This is a genomic window from Bradyrhizobium sp. UNPF46, from assembly GCF_006658625.1.
Lineage (GTDB): Bacteria > Pseudomonadota > Alphaproteobacteria > Rhizobiales > Xanthobacteraceae > Bradyrhizobium > Bradyrhizobium nitroreducens.
On sequence record NZ_LFJB01000023.1, the window covers coordinates 32,192 to 49,976 of the forward strand.

At 66.5% G+C, this 17,785-nt stretch carries 16 protein-coding genes; 11 read left to right on the forward strand and 5 right to left on the reverse strand.

Annotated elements, in window-relative coordinates:
• Nucleotides 1-6: 6 nt before the first annotated feature.
• Nucleotides 7-681, reverse strand: a complete 675-nt coding sequence (locus UNPF46_RS10905) for a Crp/Fnr family transcriptional regulator (protein WP_100180708.1) — start codon at nt 679-681, stop codon at nt 7-9.
• A 247-nt stretch (nt 682-928) separates the two neighbouring features.
• Here UNPF46_RS10905 and UNPF46_RS10910 point away from each other — a divergent pair, with 247 nt between their 5' ends.
• Both UNPF46_RS10910 and UNPF46_RS10915 read left to right on the forward strand, forming a co-directional pair.
• A complete protein-coding gene (locus UNPF46_RS10910) occupies nt 929-2,998 on the forward strand; it encodes an AsmA family protein (protein WP_142250016.1) in 2,070 nt (689 codons plus the stop codon).
• Nucleotides 2,999-3,272: 274 nt separating this feature from the next.
• Nucleotides 3,273-5,720 carry an adenylate/guanylate cyclase domain-containing protein gene (locus UNPF46_RS10915; RefSeq protein ID WP_100180706.1) on the forward strand — a complete coding sequence of 816 codons (2,448 nt, stop codon included), beginning with the start codon at nt 3,273-3,275 and terminating at the stop codon, nt 5,718-5,720.
• A gap of 835 nt (nt 5,721-6,555) precedes the next feature.
• Here the strand turns inward: UNPF46_RS10915 and UNPF46_RS10920 are convergent.
• Nucleotides 6,556-6,729 carry an AbrB/MazE/SpoVT family DNA-binding domain-containing protein gene (locus tag UNPF46_RS10920; RefSeq protein ID WP_142250017.1) on the reverse strand — a complete coding sequence of 58 codons (174 nt, stop codon included), beginning with the start codon at nt 6,727-6,729 and terminating at the stop codon, nt 6,556-6,558.
• A gap of 23 nt (nt 6,730-6,752) precedes the next feature.
• Nucleotides 6,753-6,971 carry a hypothetical protein gene (locus UNPF46_RS10925; RefSeq protein ID WP_142250018.1) on the reverse strand — a complete coding sequence of 73 codons (219 nt, stop codon included), beginning with the start codon at nt 6,969-6,971 and terminating at the stop codon, nt 6,753-6,755.
• 418 nt (nt 6,972-7,389) lie between these two features.
• Here UNPF46_RS10925 and UNPF46_RS10930 point away from each other — a divergent pair, with 418 nt between their 5' ends.
• The 9 genes from UNPF46_RS10930 (at nt 7,390) to UNPF46_RS10970 (ending at nt 15,064) form a co-directional block, all read left to right on the forward strand.
• Entirely contained in the window at nt 7,390-8,217 is an 828-nt protein-coding gene (locus tag UNPF46_RS10930; RefSeq protein WP_246668632.1) for a hypothetical protein, read from the forward strand.
• Between the two features lie 132 nt (nt 8,218-8,349).
• Nucleotides 8,350-9,057: a GntR family transcriptional regulator gene (locus UNPF46_RS10935; RefSeq protein WP_245448508.1), complete on the forward strand. Its 708-nt coding sequence runs from the start codon at nt 8,350-8,352 to the stop codon at nt 9,055-9,057.
• Between the two features lie 46 nt (nt 9,058-9,103).
• On the forward strand, nt 9,104-10,066 hold the full coding sequence (locus tag UNPF46_RS10940; RefSeq protein WP_142250020.1) for an ABC transporter substrate-binding protein: 963 nt from the start codon (nt 9,104-9,106) through the stop codon (nt 10,064-10,066).
• A 6-nt stretch (nt 10,067-10,072) separates the two neighbouring features.
• Nucleotides 10,073-10,828 carry an ABC transporter permease gene (locus tag UNPF46_RS10945; protein ID WP_142250021.1) on the forward strand — a complete coding sequence of 252 codons (756 nt, stop codon included), beginning with the start codon at nt 10,073-10,075 and terminating at the stop codon, nt 10,826-10,828.
• Nucleotides 10,807-11,613 (forward strand): ABC transporter ATP-binding protein, encoded by an 807-nt coding sequence (locus tag UNPF46_RS10950; RefSeq protein WP_245448507.1) that lies wholly within the window; start codon nt 10,807-10,809, stop codon nt 11,611-11,613. The genes UNPF46_RS10945 and UNPF46_RS10950 overlap by 22 nt, the downstream gene beginning before the upstream one ends.
• Nucleotides 11,614-11,620: 7 nt before the next feature.
• On the forward strand, nt 11,621-12,442 hold the full coding sequence (locus tag UNPF46_RS10955) for an ABC transporter permease (protein ID WP_142250022.1): 822 nt from the start codon (nt 11,621-11,623) through the stop codon (nt 12,440-12,442).
• 9 nt (nt 12,443-12,451) lie between these two features.
• Complete coding sequence (locus UNPF46_RS10960; protein WP_142250023.1) at nt 12,452-13,111, forward strand: polysaccharide deacetylase family protein; 660 nt, start codon at nt 12,452-12,454, stop codon at nt 13,109-13,111.
• A 3-nt stretch (nt 13,112-13,114) separates the two neighbouring features.
• Complete coding sequence (locus tag UNPF46_RS10965) at nt 13,115-13,984, forward strand: fumarylacetoacetate hydrolase family protein (RefSeq protein WP_142250024.1); 870 nt, start codon at nt 13,115-13,117, stop codon at nt 13,982-13,984.
• Nucleotides 13,985-14,020: 36 nt separating this feature from the next.
• Nucleotides 14,021-15,064 (forward strand): uroporphyrinogen decarboxylase family protein, encoded by a 1,044-nt coding sequence (locus UNPF46_RS10970; protein WP_210248332.1) that lies wholly within the window; start codon nt 14,021-14,023, stop codon nt 15,062-15,064.
• A 21-nt stretch (nt 15,065-15,085) separates the two neighbouring features.
• Here UNPF46_RS10970 and UNPF46_RS10975 read toward each other — a convergent pair whose 3' ends face one another.
• Together UNPF46_RS10975 and UNPF46_RS10980 are read right to left on the reverse strand one after the other, a co-directional pair.
• Nucleotides 15,086-16,378, reverse strand: a complete 1,293-nt coding sequence (locus UNPF46_RS10975; protein ID WP_181769883.1) for a Spy/CpxP family protein refolding chaperone — start codon at nt 16,376-16,378, stop codon at nt 15,086-15,088.
• Between the two features lie 172 nt (nt 16,379-16,550).
• Nucleotides 16,551-17,660, reverse strand: coding sequence for a LysM peptidoglycan-binding domain-containing protein (locus tag UNPF46_RS10980; RefSeq protein ID WP_142250026.1), 1,110 nt, complete (start codon nt 17,658-17,660; stop codon nt 16,551-16,553).
• Between the last annotated feature and the right edge of the window lie 125 nt (nt 17,661-17,785).

Genomic DNA, 17,785 nt, shown 5'->3' on the forward strand with positions numbered 1-17,785 from the left:
TGAGGCCTACTCGTTCCGCGCGATCGCCGTCAGCTTGGTCATGTTCCTGAGCAGGATGCGGCCGCGCTGCAGGTCGAGGATCGCTTCCTTGCGCCAGGCCTGGAGCTGGCGGTTGACGCTCTCGCGGGCGGCGCCGACGAAGATGCCGAGCTGTTCCTGCGAGATGTGGACCTCGGAGCCGAAATCGGCAGCGAGCGCGCAGAGCCGCCGCGCGAGGCGCACCGGCAGCGGCTGCAGCATGGATTCCTCCATGCGCTCGCTCTGCCAGCGGATGCGCTGGCACAGCAGGGCGATGATCTTGATCGCGACCTTCGGCTCGCGTTCGAGGAAGCTGAGAAAGTCTTCGCGCCGCAGCACGAACAATTCGCTGGCCTCGCCCGCGGTCGCATCCGCGGTGCGGTTCTGGCCGTCCAGTACCGCGACTTCGCCGAACAGGTCGCCCGGTCCCATGAAATTCAGCGTCAGCCGGCTGCCGTCGGACGCGCCGGTCTCGATGCGGACCTGGCCGCGGCGCACGCCGAACAGCGCGTCTCCGGGATCGCCCTTCTGGAACAGCACCTCGCCATTCCCCAGATGCTGGGTGTGGCAGAGATTGGACAGCCGCTGGAGCTCGTCCGTACCGAGATCCGCGAACATTGCGTTCATCTTCAGAATGACCGCAAATTCGGCCTGCTTGCTCATTTCAATGTCCTTGTGAACGTCCTGGTCAGTCTTGTTGGGAAATCGCTTGAAACCATCATCGTCACGATCGCGTAAAACCGCGCCGGGGAAGTGTGTCATAAGTCACATAACTTTGCAGCACCCCCTGACTATTTTTACGCGCTTGGAGCCCCTTCCCGTCCGGGGATAAACTCAAGGCGTGAGGGATGGTGCAAAGGACGGTATTCTGCGGGATTCGACGCCGATTGTCCGTCGTTGGAAAGTCGACATGAGAGCAGTGAAATTCGCCGGCGCGGCTTTGGCCGTTGTCATCATCTTGATCGCCGTCGTTCTGTCGGTCGGGATTCCATCGGGCTTCCTGAGCTCGACGATCGCCTCGCGCGTCGAGAGTGCGACCGGCTATCGCCTGGCGATCGACGGCACCACGAAGATCAGCCTGTGGCCGACGCTCAATGTCACCCTCAACGATCTCACGCTGTCGGACCCGAAGGACCGCAGCGGCATCACGCGCCTGACGATCGACAGCGTGCAGGCCGACATGTCGCTTTCCAGCGTGTGGTCGGGCCGCCCAAAGGTCAGTGAGCTCGTCGTCACCCATCCCGTGCTCTACCAGCCGCTGCTGCGTGAACGCCTGCCGAATGCGAGCACCTCGTCGAAGCCGCCCATCGCGCTGGACGCCGATGCCGCAACCATCGACCGCGTCAGGATCAACGACGGCGAAGTCGCATTCTCCCGCCTGCGCGATCGGGTCGAGGGCCGCATCAGCGCCATCAACGCCGACGCGGTCGTCGGCCGCGACCGCAAGGTCAATGTCACCGGCACCGCGCGTGTCGGCGACCACCCGACCAAGTTCGACATCAAGGCGGCCACGCCGGCTGCGCCAGGCGATCGGCCGACGATCCCGGTGGATTTCGCCATCGACATGCCCGATGTGCTGAAGTCGCAGCTCACCGGTCATGCCGAGATGCGGCTGAGCGGCGACGTCGTGATGATCAACGGCGTGAACGGCCGGCTCGGCGACGGCGCGTTCAACGGCTGGGCTTCGGTCGACATTGCGAGCAAGCCTCTGGTCAAGCTCGACCTCGACTTCCAGCGGCTGGCTGTACCGCTGGCGAAAACGCCGGCGGGCGTCGCCGGGCAACCCTGGAGCGATGCGGCGATCGACGTGTCCGGGCTCAATTACGTCGATGCGCAAATCAGGATCTCGGCGAACGAGGCCGTGATCGGCGACGCCCGCATCGCGCCGCTGGCGCTCGATGCCAAGCTCGCGGGCGGCGTGCTGAAGGCCGGCACGGCCAATCTCGGCGCCTATGGCGGCCAGGTCTCGGGCGAAGTGATCCTGGACGCGACCACGGGCGCGCCGAGCTTTGCCATGCATTCCGACCTCGTCGGCGTGCGCGCGCTGCCGCTGCTGCAGGGGCTCGCCGAATTCGACCGCATCGACGGCAAGCTGCAGGCCAAGCTCGCGCTGCGCAGCGCCGGCACCAGCCAGCGCGCGCTGATGGCGAACATGCAGGGCACCGCGTTCGTCAATTTCCAGGACGGTGCCATCCGCGGCATCAATGTCGCCCAGATGATCCGCTCGCTGACATCGGGCACGCTGTCCGGCTGGCAGGACAACCAGAGCCCCAGCCAGGAGCAAAGCACCGACCTGTCGCAGCTCTCGGCCTCGTTCCGCATCGACAAGGGGCAGGCGGTGACGACCGATCTCAATCTGATCGGGCCGCTGGTGCGCGTCACCGGCGCCGGCACCATCGCGCTCGACACCAAGATGATGGGTTTTCGCGTCGAGCCCAAGCTGGTGATGACCACCGAAGGCCAGGGCCGCACCAACGAGCCGGTCGGCTTCGGTATTCCCGTGATGATCCAGGGCTCCTGGTCGCAGCCGAAGATCTACCCCGATATGGCCGGCATGCTGGACAATCCGGATGCCGCCTATGCCAAGCTGCGCGAGATGGGCAAGGGCCTGTTCGGCCCCGACGGTGCCGGGCTCGGCAACATTCTGGGAAGTTTGGGTCTCGGCAGCACCGCCGCGCCGGGCGGCGGCAATGCGGCCGGCAACGCCAATCCGCAGGCCCAGCAGCCGGGGCAGAACAATCTGCTCGGCGGCCCCTTGGGCGAGGCGCTCGGCAATTTGATCCAGCAGGGCCTGTCCAATGGCGCCGCAAGCAGCACCGGCGCCGCGCCAGGCAGCGGCCGCAGCCGCAGCCTGCCGGCAACCCCCTCCACGCCGGCACCCCAGGCTTCGCCCGCGGCCCCGTCCCTGGACGACCCGCCGGTCGCGCAGCAGGACAGTCAGCCAATGAACGACGTGCTGCGGCAACTTTTCAACCGGTAATGGGCGGACGGGCGGACTGAACTCCACGGCAATCCCCTTACATCAGCTTCCCCGCCCGCGGCTTCCTCCGAACGGATGAGGCGGCGGCAATTCACGCCCCTTCCACCCGCCCAGGCGTCCAAGCGTCCAAGCATCCAAGCGTCCACAGGGGGTAAACCACACCGGCCGGTCCTTCGGCCGCGCGGCGGTCCCTTGGCCCAAATTGTGATAGAACAGCTCCGCGAGGGCCCACGGCCCGCAGCGCCGGCGTCGATGGCGGCGCGAGAGGATCGGGATGGCAGGAGCGAACGACAAGACACGGTTTCTGCGCGAGGGCCTGTTCGCCAAGTACGTCGTCTCCCTCGTCGGCCTCGTCGTGTTCGTCCTCGCCGTCAACGGCGCGATGGAGACCTGGATCTCCTACCGCGCCACAAGGACCCAGCTGACCGACGGCCTGGAAGACAAGGCGCAGGCCGCCGCCCGGCGGATCGAGCAGTCGATCTCCGAGCTCGACCGCCAGATCAGCTGGGTGACGCGGGCAAGCCAGGACACACTCGAAAAGCGCCGCGCCGACTATGCCTCGCTGCTGCACCAGGTCTCGGTCGTCAACCAGCTGTTCCAGCTCAACGGCGAGGGCCGCGAGGTGCTGCGCGTCTCGCGCCAGTCGACCACGACCGGCAGCAATGCCGACCTCTCCCGCGACGCACGTTTCACCGAGACCGTCGCCCGCGGCGTCAGCTACGCGCCGGCCTGGTTCGCCGACCGGACGCCGCTGATGTCGATCTCGGTGGCGCATTCCGGCTTCAATGCCGGCGTCACCGTGGCCGAGATCGATCTCAGCTTCCTCTCCGACTTCCTGTCCGACGCCCAGGTCGGCAAGGCCGCCTTCGCCTATGTGGTCGATCCGCGCGGCCGCGTGCTGGCGACCTCGTCGAAAGGGCCTGAGGTCGGCAAGGATCTGTCGAAGCTGCCGCAGGTCGCGGCCGCGATCGCGCCTGGCCGCGAGCCCGACACATCGGGCACCGACTTCAACGGCCAGTCGGTGATGAGCGCCGCGAGCACCGTGCCGAAGCTCGGCTGGAGCGTGCTGTTCGAGCAGCCGACCACGCAGGCCCTGATGCCGATCCGCGACCAGCTGGTGCGCATCGCGCTGCTGATCGGGATGGGCCTGATGGTCGCGATCCTCGCCGGCACGCTGCTCGCCCGCCGCATGATCATCCCGATCACCGCGCTGCGCGACGGCGCGCACAGGCTCGGCGAAGGCGATTTCAGCCATCGCATCGACGTGCACACGTCGGACGAGCTGGAAGACCTCGCCAGCCAGTTCAACCGCATGGCCGGCCAGATCCAGGAGACCTATTCCAACCTGGAGAGCAAGGTCGAGGAGCGCACGCGCGACCTGGCGCAGTCGATCAACGAGCTGAAGGTGCTGGAAGAGGTCGGCCGCGCCGTCGCCTCCTCGCTCGATCTCAACGCCGTGCTGCCGACCATCGCCGCGCGCGCGATCGAGATCACCCATGCCGATGCGGTGCTGATCTACGGCTTCGATGCCGAACGGCGCCGCTTCGACCTGGTCGAGGCCGGCGGCATCGACAGATCCGCCGACGGCGCCCATGTCACCATCGACGAGGGCGAGAACATCCTGAGCGATGCCGCCCGCAGCGGCGAGCCGATCGCGCTTGCCGATCTCGATCAGGCCGCCGAGCAGCCGCTGCGCGAGGTCGCCATCGCCGCCGGCTTCCATTCGGTGCTGGTGGTGCCGCTGATCGACCAGCAGGGCACGCTCGGCGCGCTGGTGGTGCTGCGCCGCGCCGGCGGCGAGTTCGCGCCCAGCATCATCGGCCTGATGCGCACCTTCGCCAACCAGGCCGTGCTGGCGATGCGCAATGCGCGCCTGTTCACCGAGGTCGACGCCAAGGGCCGCGAGCTGGAGGCGGCGAACGAGACCGTGCGCGCCCAGGCCGACAAGCTGCGGATGCAGACCGAGCAGCTCAAGGACTGGAACAAGTCGCTGGAGGAGCGGGTCAAGACCCAGCTCGGCGAGATCGAGCGCATCCGCAAGCTCGAGCGTTTCCTGGCGCCGCAGGTGGCGCAGCTGATCGCCTCCTCCGACAGCCCGGAAGGGCTGCTCACCAGCCAGCGCCGCGAGGTCACCGTGGTGTTCTGCGATCTGCGCGGCTTCACCGCGTTCACGGAAGCGACCGAGCCGGAAGAGGCGATGAACGTGCTGCGCGAATATCACGCAGCCCTCGGCGAGCTGATCTTCAAGTACGAGGGCACGCTCGACAAATATGCCGGCGACGGCGTGATGATCCTGTTCAACGCGCCGATCCAGTTCGAGGACCACACAAGACGCGCCGTGAAGATGGCGGTGGAGATGCGCGAGACCATCGGCCCGCTGACCGAGCGCTGGCGCAACCGCGGCCACAGCCTCGGCTTCGGCATCGGCATCGCGCTCGGCTATGCCACGCTCGGCCAGGTCGGCTTCGAGCAGCGGCTGGAATATGCCGCGATCGGCAGCGTCACCAATCTCGCCTCGCGCCTCTGCGGCGAGGCCAAGCCGAACCAGATCGTGGTGAGCCGCCGCGTCTACGGCATGGTCGAGCCCTGGGTCGAAGCCCGCGCCCTCGACGATCTCCAGCTCAAGGGTTTTAATCACCCCGTGCTGGCGATGGAGATTTTGAGCTGGCGCGAGGAGGTCGAGAACGTGGTGGATGCGTCGGTGGTGCGGCGAAGGGGCTAGCGTCCGCGACGATGCCGTAGCCCGGATGGAGCCGAACGAAATCCGGGTTCGTGCCACAAGCGATCGCGGCCCCGGATTGCGCTCCGCTCCATCCGGGCTACCGGCCCTTGTATCCCTTACAAACAGCCTGTCGCGATCCCGCGGCACATGGCGCCCGGGTTTTGCTTGGGTTTCGGCACCCTTCGAAGTGGAAGGGCGCAGGGAAGACCGGGCACCGGCTGGCACCCGCAAGACCCCTGTGCATGAGTGCGTGATAGTCGCTCACAGGGGAGAAACAGGTGCGACCGGATGCCCGGCCTTCCCTGCGCGATGGTTGAAACGGCTTATGTCGCGCTCTCGCCGGTGAGACGATTCTCTGTTGCCACCGTCGCCTTGCGGCTTTCATCGGATGCGATGTCCGGTCGGACACGCGCACCGCCGCAAGACTTGACGCCAGAAATTCGGGCGTCACGACCACACGATTTTGCCGTACGCAAGCCACGCCGTCGTACACGCGCCCGCTGATCGCTCACGGGGGACTACCCCGCCCTGCGACAGCATCTGGCGCCAACGCTGCTCGCGTCCACCGCCCCTCACCCCACGAACCCTGACGATCGCGATCCGTCCCTTACCATGGGATGAGTTGGAGCGGATCATAGGGTGTGTCGCGGTTCGGGTAAAGAGAATTTTTGATTATTCGAAGAGATGACAAGCGAACGGCAGGAGGAAACTTGCAAGAACCTCTTGTTTCCGGCCCAAGGGCGGACATTCTGCGCAAATGTAGAAAACAACCCCATGCGCAGTAGACCGGGCCAGCGAGATCAATGGGTTACGAGAGGCGCTTGGGAACCACAGGTCAACGTGGCAGGTTTTCGCGCGGACTGTCACCCTGGTCCTTGGTCTGCGCAGTGGTCGCACTTCCACCGGCAGCAACGATTTCGATTTCGTCACCCTCCTCGAGCGCGAGACGATCGATCAGGTCCTGGGGAAGAACCACAGCCAGGTCGTCATCCCATTTGGAAACCTTCATCGCAGCCTCCGCTGGGAGCAATCCTATGGTCGGGGTGTGTGCTGCTTCTCTGCGTCGAGGCGCTCGATGTCTTCCTTGAGGAGGGTGTTCACAAGGTGGCTCAGCGAGGTGCCTTGGGTCTCGGCGAGGTCCGAGAGATAGGTCAGAACCTCGGGCTCCAGGTGGACCGGCGGCACGAGGTGAGCGTCTTTGCGGAAAAACTTGCCGCGCGCTGCGGTCGAGAAATCGTATTCGTCCTTCATCGGATCACCGATCAACCTTCATAAGACCTGATCTCGCGGCGGCTCGGGTAGCGCGCCGAGATGATGCGGATCGCAGCCCGGTCCGCTGCGTAGGGGCCGCGAAGAGAAATCAATCATTGCTTCCTCGCAGAGGTTAGCAATAAGCCTTTCCGTAAGAAATTCCCAGCAGTCTCGTCAGATAGAGCGGTTGTGGCCCAGGCCGAACAACTCGTCTTTGCCAAGCTTCGCCCTGTGTTCTTACGTTCCGCCGTTCGCCGGAACGACAGGGGAGAGTGAGGGACGGCGTCGCCAACAATCTCCTTCTCCCCCGAACCCCATCCACGTTCCCCGCGACTAACCCTCGCCTCAACGGCGAGGCGGTTTCGTTGGGAGAGCCCCCGTGGCGTTTGCTTTGCCTTCGCGTGCTTATGATCTGCAGATGCTGGACCGTCCCGCCGACCGGGCGCGCGACCAGGGCTGGGTGTTCGGGCTGCCGCCGGGCATTAGAAGCGAGCAATGGCCGCTTGATCCCGTCACAGGTTATCCGCTGATGCACGGTTTTACGCTGCTGCTGCCGGAAGATTACCGCGTGCATGGCGAGGACATCGTCGCTTTGTCGTTCTTTGCCACCGCGCCCGATCACAATGACGGCGGTGCGCCCGATGATCCTGAAGTCCGCGAGGCCGTGCTGGCGATCCCAGCGCATCCGCGGCTGTCGCGCATGACCGACATTCTCGACTACGAATATGCCGCGCTGCTGCTGACGCGCGCCGAATATGACGGCCCGTTCGCGGCGCCGCCGGCGCCGCTTGCGCTGGCGAGCGCCGATCGGCCGCGCTGGCTCGATGTCGGCGGTGCCAGCGCCTTTTTCGAGGCCGCCGCGCCTTACGCCAGGAAGATGTTTGCCGCTCCGCCGCGCGCCGATCTCGGCGAGACCCGCGCGATTGGCATGACGGCGCGCGCTGATGATCCCAATGCCGGCAAGGGTCCGCAGGACGAGCACGGCCGCGAAAATCCGCCGACCGGCTATCAGCCGTATTACTATTATGTCGGCGGCAAACCGGGCCGCGACAATTTCCGCCTGCACGACTGGGCCAAGGACCACGCCCACAACCATCTCGGCGGCACCATGCGGCCGTGCCAGGCGGTGCCCGAGATGAGCCCGTTCTACGTCGAGTTCGAGGAATATTTCGGCGGCTACAATTTCGGCGGCGGCAACGCGCAGCTCGACTTCAAGGACATGACGTTCGACTGGGCGTGCGGGTGAGGCGATCGCGGCGAGCGTGCGACATCCGCCGACGCTCAACCTGAAAATAGCAAAAAAATCGATTTTCGATTTTCTGTTGACCACACCGCGCCGCCTTGCGATCATCGGCCGATGGGTCCGCTTCAGTTCGACATGTCCGGGAGCCCCGGCGACGGTCCGCGCAGCCTGACGTCGGCGCTGCATGAGCGGCTGCGCGCCGATATCCTGGCGACGCGGCTGCTGCCGGGCCAGAAGCTGCATATCGCGGGCCTCGCCAAGCAGTTCTCGGTCAGCCTTGCCGCCGTGCGCGAGGCGCTGTCGCGCCTGGTCGCCGACGGCCTGGTGCAGGCCTCGGACCAGCGCGGTTTTCGCGTCAGCCCGGTGTCGCTCGCCGACCTCGCCGACGTCACCCAGACCCGGATCGACATCGAGGGGCTGGCGCTGCGCCGCTCGATCGAGCGGGGCGATGACACCTGGCTCGCCGCGGTGAAGGCGAGCTGGACCGATCTGAAAGCCGTCCCCTATCGCTACCCCGACGATCCCACCGTGCATTACGAGGAATGGGTGATCCGTCACCGCATCTTCCACCGTGCGCTGGTCAACGCCTGCGGCTCGCCCTGGCTGCTCGGCTTCCGCGACGTGCTGCACGAGCAGAGCGAGAGATATCGGCGCCTGTCGATCCGCCGCGAGGTCGGCGGCAAGCCGCGCGACGTCGAGGCCGAGCATGCGGCGATCGTCGCGGCCGTGACGAAGCGCGACGCCGATGCGGCAGTTCGCGCATTGTCAAAGCACTTCGGCACCACCAAGGCGTTCGTCGAGCTCGCCGCCTCGCGCATTGCGGAGGTGAGCCGCACGACCTGACGATCCCCAATTCGGCCTACAAAAAAAGACAAACCGGGAGGAAACAATGAAGATCAATCGCCGTCACGCGTGCCTGTCGCTCGTCGCCGCCGCAATCCTGGCCGGCCCCGCGAGCGCCGCCGAGACCATCCGCGTCGGCCTGCCCACCAAGACATACTGGCCGACGACGATCGCCGAGACGGCCGTGCGGCAGAAACTGTTCGAGAAGGAAGGCATTCAGGCCGAGCTGACGATCTATCGCAGCGGTGCCGAGACCTTCGAGGGCATGGCCGCGGGCGCGGCCGACATCATCCTCGATCCGCCGTCGCTGGTCTCGGCCGGACGCAAGAAGGGCATGATGTCGCGCATCGTCGCCAACGCGGCGATGGGCAATTTCGGCTGGCAGCTGATGGTGCCGGCCAAATCGACCCTCGACGTCAAGGACCTCAACGGCAAGAAGGTGGCGATCACCGCGGCGGGCTCAGGCTCGGACCTGCTGGCGCTGTGGACCATCCAGGACAAGAAGATCGATTTCACGCGCGTGCCCGTCGGCGGCGGCGGCCTGGTGCCCAATCTCCTGGCGGGTAACGTCGAGGCCGCCGTGGTCTATTCGCCGCTGAGCTTCCAGATCTCCAAATCCGGCGAAGCCAAGACCATCCTCGACTATTCGACCGCGGTGCCGCCGAACCTCACCGCGGGCTGGATCGTGCTCGACAAGCTCGCGGAGGCGAAGCCCCAGCTGGTGCAGAAGGCCGTGAACGCGCTTTATGGCGCGGTCGCGTTCATGCGCGCCAACCGCGACGTCACCGTCAAGCTGATCGCCGAGCTCTACGAAATGCCGCCGGAGATCGCCGGCCTCGAATACGACAACACCATCATGAAGCTCGAGACCAGCGGCGACATGGGCGCGGCGAACGTGAATGCCGCCGTACAGCTCTCGCTCGATCTCGCCAAGCTCGGCGGGCTCAAGGACATCGTGCCGGCCGAGGACGTGATCTCGACCAAGTTCAAGCCGGTCCCGACCAAGTAGCCGGCGATGCCAAGTTCGCTTGCCATCAACCTGGCGCGGATCGCGATCATCGTCGCGATCCTGGCGCTGTGGGAGGTGCTGTCACGCACCGGCATCGTCAATCCGCGCCTGTTGCCGTCGGCATCCGACACGTTCGCGACGCTCGGTGACCTCCTGCGGCGCGCGGCGGTGCAGAAGGACCTGATGGTCACCGCGACCGAGGTGCTGACGGCGTTCGCGCTGGCGGTACCCTTCGGCGCGCTGATCGGCTTCCTGGTCGCGGAGAACCGCTACTTCGCCGACGTCGCCAAGCCGCTGCTGTTCTTCGCCTTCAGCATCCCGAAATCGATCTTCCTGCCGATGTTCATCCTGGTGTTCGGCGTCGGCTTCGCCCAGAAGGTCGGCTTCGGCTTCTTCTCCACCATCTTCATCGTGATCATGTCGACCACGACGGCGGTGGAATCGGTCAAGGTCGAGCATCTCACGGTGGCGCGCTCCTATGGCGCCACGCCATGGCAGACCGCGTTCCGGGTCTATCTGCCGAGCATGCTGCCGGTGCTGCTGGAGGCGCTCAGAATCTCCATGATCTTCAACCTCACCGGCGTGATCCTCGCCGAGATGTACGCCTCGCGCGACGGCATCGGCCACCAGATCGCGACCTGGGGCGAGAATTTCCAGATGAAGCAGCTTCTCGCCGGCGTCGTGATGGTCGCCGCGATCGCCATGACCTTCAACGAACTTGTCAGATGGGTGGAAACGCGATGCAGCCATTGGCGAACGTGACCCCGTTGAAACCCGCCGCGCGCGCCGGCGCGATCGAGGTGAAGAATGTCGGCCAGGTGTTCAAGACCCGGTCGCAGGACGTCGTCGCGCTGGAGGACGTCTCGCTCGAGGTCAAGCCGGGCCGCTTCGTCGTGCTGGTCGGCCCCAGCGGCTGCGGCAAGTCGACGCTCCTGATGATGATGGCGGGCCTGCGCCAGCAGACCGCGGGCACCATCACCATCAGCGGTGCGCCGATCCTGCAGCCCGATCCTGACAGAGTCGGCGTGGTGTTCCAGGAGGCGAGCCTGTTTCCCTGGCTGACCGCCGAGGACAATGTGGAGTTTCCGCTGGCGCTGCGCGGCGTGCCGAAGGCCGAGCGCCGCGCCAAGGCGCAGGATGCGCTGAAGCTGGTCGGGCTCGACGGCTTTGGCAGGCGCCACCCGCACGAGCTCTCCGGCGGCATGAAGCAGCGCGTCTCGATCGCGCGCGGCCTTGTTCAGGACCCGCCGGTGCTGCTGATGGACGAGCCGTTCGCGGCGCTCGACGAGCAGACGCGCATGACCATGGGCGACGAGCTGCTGCGGATCTGGGCGGCGACCGGCAAGACCGTCGTCTTCGTCACGCACAGCCTCACGGAAGCGGTCTATCTCGCCGACGAGGTGATCGTGATGTCGGCGCGGCCCGGCCGCATCGTCGACCACCTTCAGGTCCAGCTGCCGCGGCCCCGCACTTACGAGATGCTCAGCGGCGATGCGTTCGGCAGCCTGCGCGACCGCATCTGGCGGCACATCCGCAAATCGGCGTGAGACGATCATGAGCGCGAGGATGAGTGCCAGGATCAGCGCAAAGACGCTGCGATATCTGATCGTGATCGGCCTGATCGCGTTGTGGGAAGGGCTGCCGCGTGCCGGGCTCATTCCCGAGCTGTTCCTGCCTTCGCTGTCGTCCACGCTGGTCGCCGGATGGACCGATGCGGCTGAATACGGTCATGCGCTCGCGGTCACGCTCTACGAGGTCGTGGTCTCCATGGCATTCGCCTGCGGCGGCGGCATCCTGCTCGGCGCGATCGTCGGCAGCCTGCCGCGGCCGCGAATCCTGATCATGCCGATGGTGTCGAGCCTCTATGCGGTGCCGCTCGTGATCCTCTATCCCGTCTTCACCGTGTGGCTCGGCATCGGCTCGGAGTCCAAGATCGCGTTCGCCTCGATCTACGGTTTCCTGCCGACGATGCTCGCGACCGCGGCCGGCATCCAGACCATCGATCCGCAGCTGCTGCTCGCCGCCCGCAGCATGGGCGCGACGCTGAGCCAGCGGCTGGTCCGCGTCATCATCCCCGCCGCGATCCCGACGGTGCTGTCGGGCCTGCGCGTCGGCGGCGCGCTTGTCATCGTCGGCGTGGTGGTCTCGGAGATGCTGATCTCCTCGGCCGGCATCGGCTATCTGATCTCGCGCTACCGCACCATCCTCGACAGCCCGCACGTGTTCGCGGGCGTGCTGCTGGTGCTGTTCCTCGCCATCGGCTTCAACGCCGTGATCCGCTGGATCGAGCGCAGGGCCGCGATCTGGCAGACCGGCACCCGCGCCGGCCAGGCCAATGACGAGATCGCGACGGGCGCGATACAGCCGGCGACCTGAGGTAGCTGCGTGTACGACCTGACCCTGACATTCGACAACGGCCCCGACCCTGAGGTGACGCCGCGCGTGCTCGACATCCTGGCCGCGCGCGGAATCAAGACCACCTTCTTCGTCATCGGCGAGAAGCTTGCCGATCCCGCGCGGCGCGTGCTTGCGGAGCGCGCGCATGGCGAGGGGCACTGGATCGGCAATCACACCTTTACGCACAGCATCCCGCTTGGCGAGCAGTCCGGGCGCGACACCGCAGAGAATGAGATCGGCCGCACCCAGCATGCGATCGGCGATCTCGCCCATCCGCAGCGCTGGTTCCGGCCGTTCGGTGGCGGCGGCAATCTCGACAAGCGGCTGCTCAAGCCGTCCGTGGTCGATCATCTCACGCGCGAAAGGCACAGCTGCGTGCTGTGGAATTCCATTCCGCGCGACTGGGACGACCCCGACGGCTGGACCGAGCGCGCGCTTCATCAGTGCAGCCGGCAGCCCTGGACGCTGATGGTGCTGCACGATCTGCCGACCGGCGCGATGGCGCATCTGGAGCGCTTCCTCGACCGCGCAGAAGCGGCCGGCGCCCGCTTCCGCCAGGACTTCCCGCCCCAATGCGTTCCGATCCGGGGCGGCGAGATCACGCTTCCCATCGACGACTATGTTTCCTCCATCGAAGAGAGTGTTTGACCCATGAAAGTCGCAAGCTTCACCATTTCGGGCACCGCGAGCTATGGCATCGTCACCGACAAGGGTGTCATCGATGCCGGCAAGCGCCTGAAGGCCATTCCGACGCTGAAAGCGCTGCTTGCGAAAGGCTCGCTCGACGAGTTGAAGAAGCTCGCCGGCGAGAAGCCCGACTATGCGCTTCAGGACGTCGCGCTGCTGCCGACCATTCCCGATCCCGACAAGATCTTCTGCATCGGCGTCAACTACGCCACGCATCTCGCCGAAAGCGGCCATCCGACGCCCGCGCATCCCATGATCTTCACCCGCTTCGCCAACAGCCAGGTCGGCCATGGCCAGCCGATGATCCGGCCGCTGGAATCCGAGCGCTTCGACTATGAGGGCGAGATGGCCGTCATCATCGGCAAGGCCGGCCGCCGCATCTCGCGCGAGGCCGCGCTCGGCCATGTCGCCGGCTACGCCTGCTACAATGACGGCAGCATCCGCGACTGGCAGCGCCACACCTCGCAATTCGCGCCGGGCAAGAATTTTGCCGGCACCGGCGGTTTCGGGCCGTGGATGGTCACCACCGACGAACTGACCGACGTCGCCGCGCAGACGCTGATCACCCGGCTCAACGGCGTCGAGGTGCAGAAGGCACCGATCTCCGACCTCGTCTTCGACGTGCCCGCCCTGATCGCCTATTGCTCGACCTTCACCGAATTGGTGCCCGGCGACGTGATCGTGACCGGGACGACCGGCGGCGTCGGCGCCTATCGCACGCCGCCGCTGTGGATGAAGGGCGGCGACACCGTCGAGATCGAGATCTCCGGCATCGGCATCCTCAGCAATCCCGTCAAGGACGAGGGTTCAGTCGCGGCAACGCGCGCCGCCTGAACCGTCGCACTGAACAAGAACAAGAAGGACACCCCCATGCCCATGCCAACGCACCTGCTGCCGACCACCGTGGTCGGCAGCTATCCGCAGCCGGAATGGCTGGTGAACCGCGCCATGCTGTCGAAGGTGGTGCCGCGCACCCGCCTGCACGACATGTGGCGCCTGCCCGCGGAGCACCTGGAGGAAGCCCAGGACGATGCCACGATCGTGGCCATCCGCGACATGGAGCGCGCCGGCATCGACATCGTGACCGACGGCGAGATCCGCCGCGAGAGCTATTCCAATCGCTTTGCCACCGCGCTCGACGGCATCGACGGCGACAATCCCGCGATGATCGTGGCACGCACCGGCAACACGCAAACGCCGGTGCCGCGCGTCGTCGGCCCCGTGAAGCGCAAGGGTCCGGTCGAGCTGCATGACATGCAGTTCCTGCGCAAGAACACCGACCGCGCGGCAAAGATCACCCTGCCCGGCCCGTTCACGATGAGCCAGCAGGCCAAGAACGAGTATTACAGGGACGAGGAAGAGCTGGCGATGGCGCTGGCCGAGGCCGTCAATGCCGAGGCGCTCGACCTGCAGAAGGCCGGAGCGGACGTGATCCAGCTCGACGAGCCCTGGGTGCGCAACAATCCCGAGCTCGCCAAGCGCTATGCCGTCAAGGCGATCAACCGCGCGCTGCAGGGCATCACGGTGCCGACCGTGGTGCATCTCTGCTTCGGCTATGCCGCTGTCGTGCCCGGCTCGAACAAGCCGGCCGGCTATTCCTTCCTGGCCGAGCTCGACGACACCATCGCCGACCAGATCTCGATCGAGGCGGCGCAGCCGAAGCTCGACCTTGGCGTGCTCAAGGATCTGTCGTCGAAGAAGATCATGCTCGGCGTGCTCGACCTTGCGGACCCCGCGATCGAGAGCGTCGATACCGTCGCCGACCGCATTCGCAACGGCCTCAAGCACGTGGCGCCCGATCGTCTGATTCCCGCGCCCGATTGCGGCATGAAATACATGCCGCGCACGACGGCGTTCGGGAAGCTGAAGGCGATGTGCGACGCCGCGGCGAAGGTCAGGCGGGAGATCGGCTAACGGCTCTCACGCAAACCGGCCTCACGCCCCGCGCTTCGGCCCGATCGCCTCGAAGCCGGCCTTCTGCTCGTCGCTCAGATCCGCCTCGAAATCATCGAGCGCGTCGGTGACGCCGTTCACGGCAGCAAGCATCGTCTCCAGCCGTGCCTTTGCGGCGGTGAGGCGCGCTTGCGGTGTCGCGGCAGGCTGTGACGGGCAGGCGCTGAGCGTTTGCATGGTGCGTAGCGTGGTGTCCTGAAGCACCTCGAAGCGGGCGCGGGCGACCTCGTCGAGGCGGAGCGTCGTGGCGATGTCGCCTGCGGGCCATTGCTGCTGCACGAGCTGCTCGTATTGACGCTGCAGCTTCTCGTCATAGCGGGGATCGCTGTCGGCATCGCAGACGCTCGACGCCGGCGCGTCCTTGCTCGCATCCTTGCTCGTGTCCTTGCGCTGCATCGACGCAAGCACGGCGCGGCGGTCCTTGCCGAGCGCCTCGAGCCTTGCCTTCTGGTCGTCGTCGAGCAGATCGGTGAACTTCGCCAGCGGCGCCGCGACCGCGTCGATGGCCTTGATCATGGCGTCTAACCGCTCGCGCATCAGGCCGAGGCGCTCCGCGGCCGTGGCGGGCACCTGCGCCGGGCAGGCCGCGCGAATGATTTCGCGCGCCCCGCTCCAGGCGGATGCAAGCTCGTCCAGCGCAGTACGCTGCAATTCGTTCGGCGCGACGGCAGCAGCGATGCGTTCGACCGGCAGGCCGCCGGTGTCGCTGGCATCGCAAAGAGTCTCGGCCGCCGGAATCCGCCGCGCGCGCCGGCCCGCCGGCACGGCGTAGGCCGCGAGCTCGGTCACCGCATAGGGCGCGAAGATCGCCGCATAGATATCGCCATAACCGTAGAGCGAGAGGCTGGTCGCATCGCCGAGGATCACGGCCGCGGTGAGATCGTCATGCGCGAACGGCCAGAACACCGGACCGACCCAGCCATAGCTGCCGTCGGGATGGCGCCACCAGCCTTGCGGGCGGCGGCCGCCGCGCCAGCCCACGAGCGCAGCTTGCGCCGTCAGTGCCGCGCGCAGGACGTAGGGGTTGGCAAATTGGGGGCGCTCGGCCCCGCGCGGGTCCTGTGATCGCAATGCGGCGGAGCGGTAGCGGCCGCCCCGCACCGCCATGCGGGAATGGCGCAGGCGCGACAGGCCGATCATGTGGCCGACGGCGAAACGTGCGACGCCGAGGGGACCGCCGCGGAAGCCAAACTGCGCCTCGGCCTTCACCGGCAGCAGCACCGCTGCAATCATGATCGTCGCGCCGGCCAGCGCCAGTTTCATGCGTCCCGACATGACCGCTGACCTGACCAAATCGGCCTCCTCCCGGCTGCCCACGCGCGCACTGCGTCGCATCGGGATGACTCGCGGGGGAACCAATTGTTCCCGGGGAATACAGGGCAAAGCGTCGCGGGTGACGGCCGAGTTCATCCCGCTCCCGGGAGAAGGAGAGGAAAAAAGACCGTCCTCACTCCGTCTTCTGCGGCATCACGAACGTCTGGCCGGGATAGATCAGGTTGGGGTTGTGGATCTTGTCGCGGTTGGCGTTGAAGATCACGGCGTAGCGGGCGCCGTCGCCATAGGCGAGGCGGCTGAGTGCCCACAGGCTGTCGCCGCGGGAGATCACCCGGCTACCGCCAGCTTCCGCCGGTGCGGTGGGGAGCAATTCGGCCGGCGAGGCCGATGCAACCGTCGTGGCGGCAGGCGCCCGCGCCATGACCCTGGGTTTCGGCGTGCCGACGAATTTCGGCCGGGCAGCCAGCCTCTCGGGCACCGACGCCAGACGCGGCGACGGCAGGGCGGCCACGACATCCGCTTTATCGTCGACCTTCTCGGCCTGCTTCGGCTGTTGCCCGGTCTCTTGCTTGGTCTCTTGCTTGGTCTCTTGCTTGGTCTCTTGCCTCGCGACCGGTGCCGGACGCGCGGGCGGCGGCGCCGCTTCGGCGATGGTCACCGGCATGGTCCGGCTGGACTGCGTGACCGTGCCGTCCGGCGCCTTGGCCCGCAGCGTCAGTTCATAGGACCCGGCGGGAAGCTGCGGCGGGGTCATCACGAACTGCCCCGCGGCGTCGGCAACCACGGTATCCAGCGGCTTGCCGTCGCGCAGCAGCTCGACCTTGGAGCCCGGCGCAGCCTGACCCGCAATCACCGCGGCCTCGCCGTGATCGTCGACACGGGCAACATCGAAACGCGGACCGGCAACCGCAGCCGGCGGCTTGGCCGGCGCGAGATCGGGCAGCGCCGCGGCCTGCTTCTCAGTCTCGGCCAACGCGCTCACCTTCGGCTCGGCGGCCGGCGCAGGTGCCGGCGGCGCGCGGAGCGCGAGCTGCGGCTGGTCCGGTTTGGACTCTGCCGGTTTCGGCTCGGCCTTGAGCTCGGCCTTGGCCTCCCCCTTGGCCTCGACCTTGGCTTCAGCCTTGGCCTCGCCTTTGGGTTCGGCCTTGGTCTCGGGCCCGGCGGCGACGGTCTTGGTCCCGTCCGGCAGCAGGCGGCGCAGCTCGGTCGGGCCGATCACCAGCACCGTGCCGACCAGTGCGAGCAGGCAAAGAGCAATGAAGGCCTTGGATGCGGTCATCATCGGAAAAGAACCTTGGGTGGCAAATCAACCGAGGCCGGCAAAGTGCGCCGATTTGGCTGCGGCAGCAAGACGGCCGATGGGATGATGGCGCCGTTCCCGCACCATCGGAGATGAACCGGCGCCAC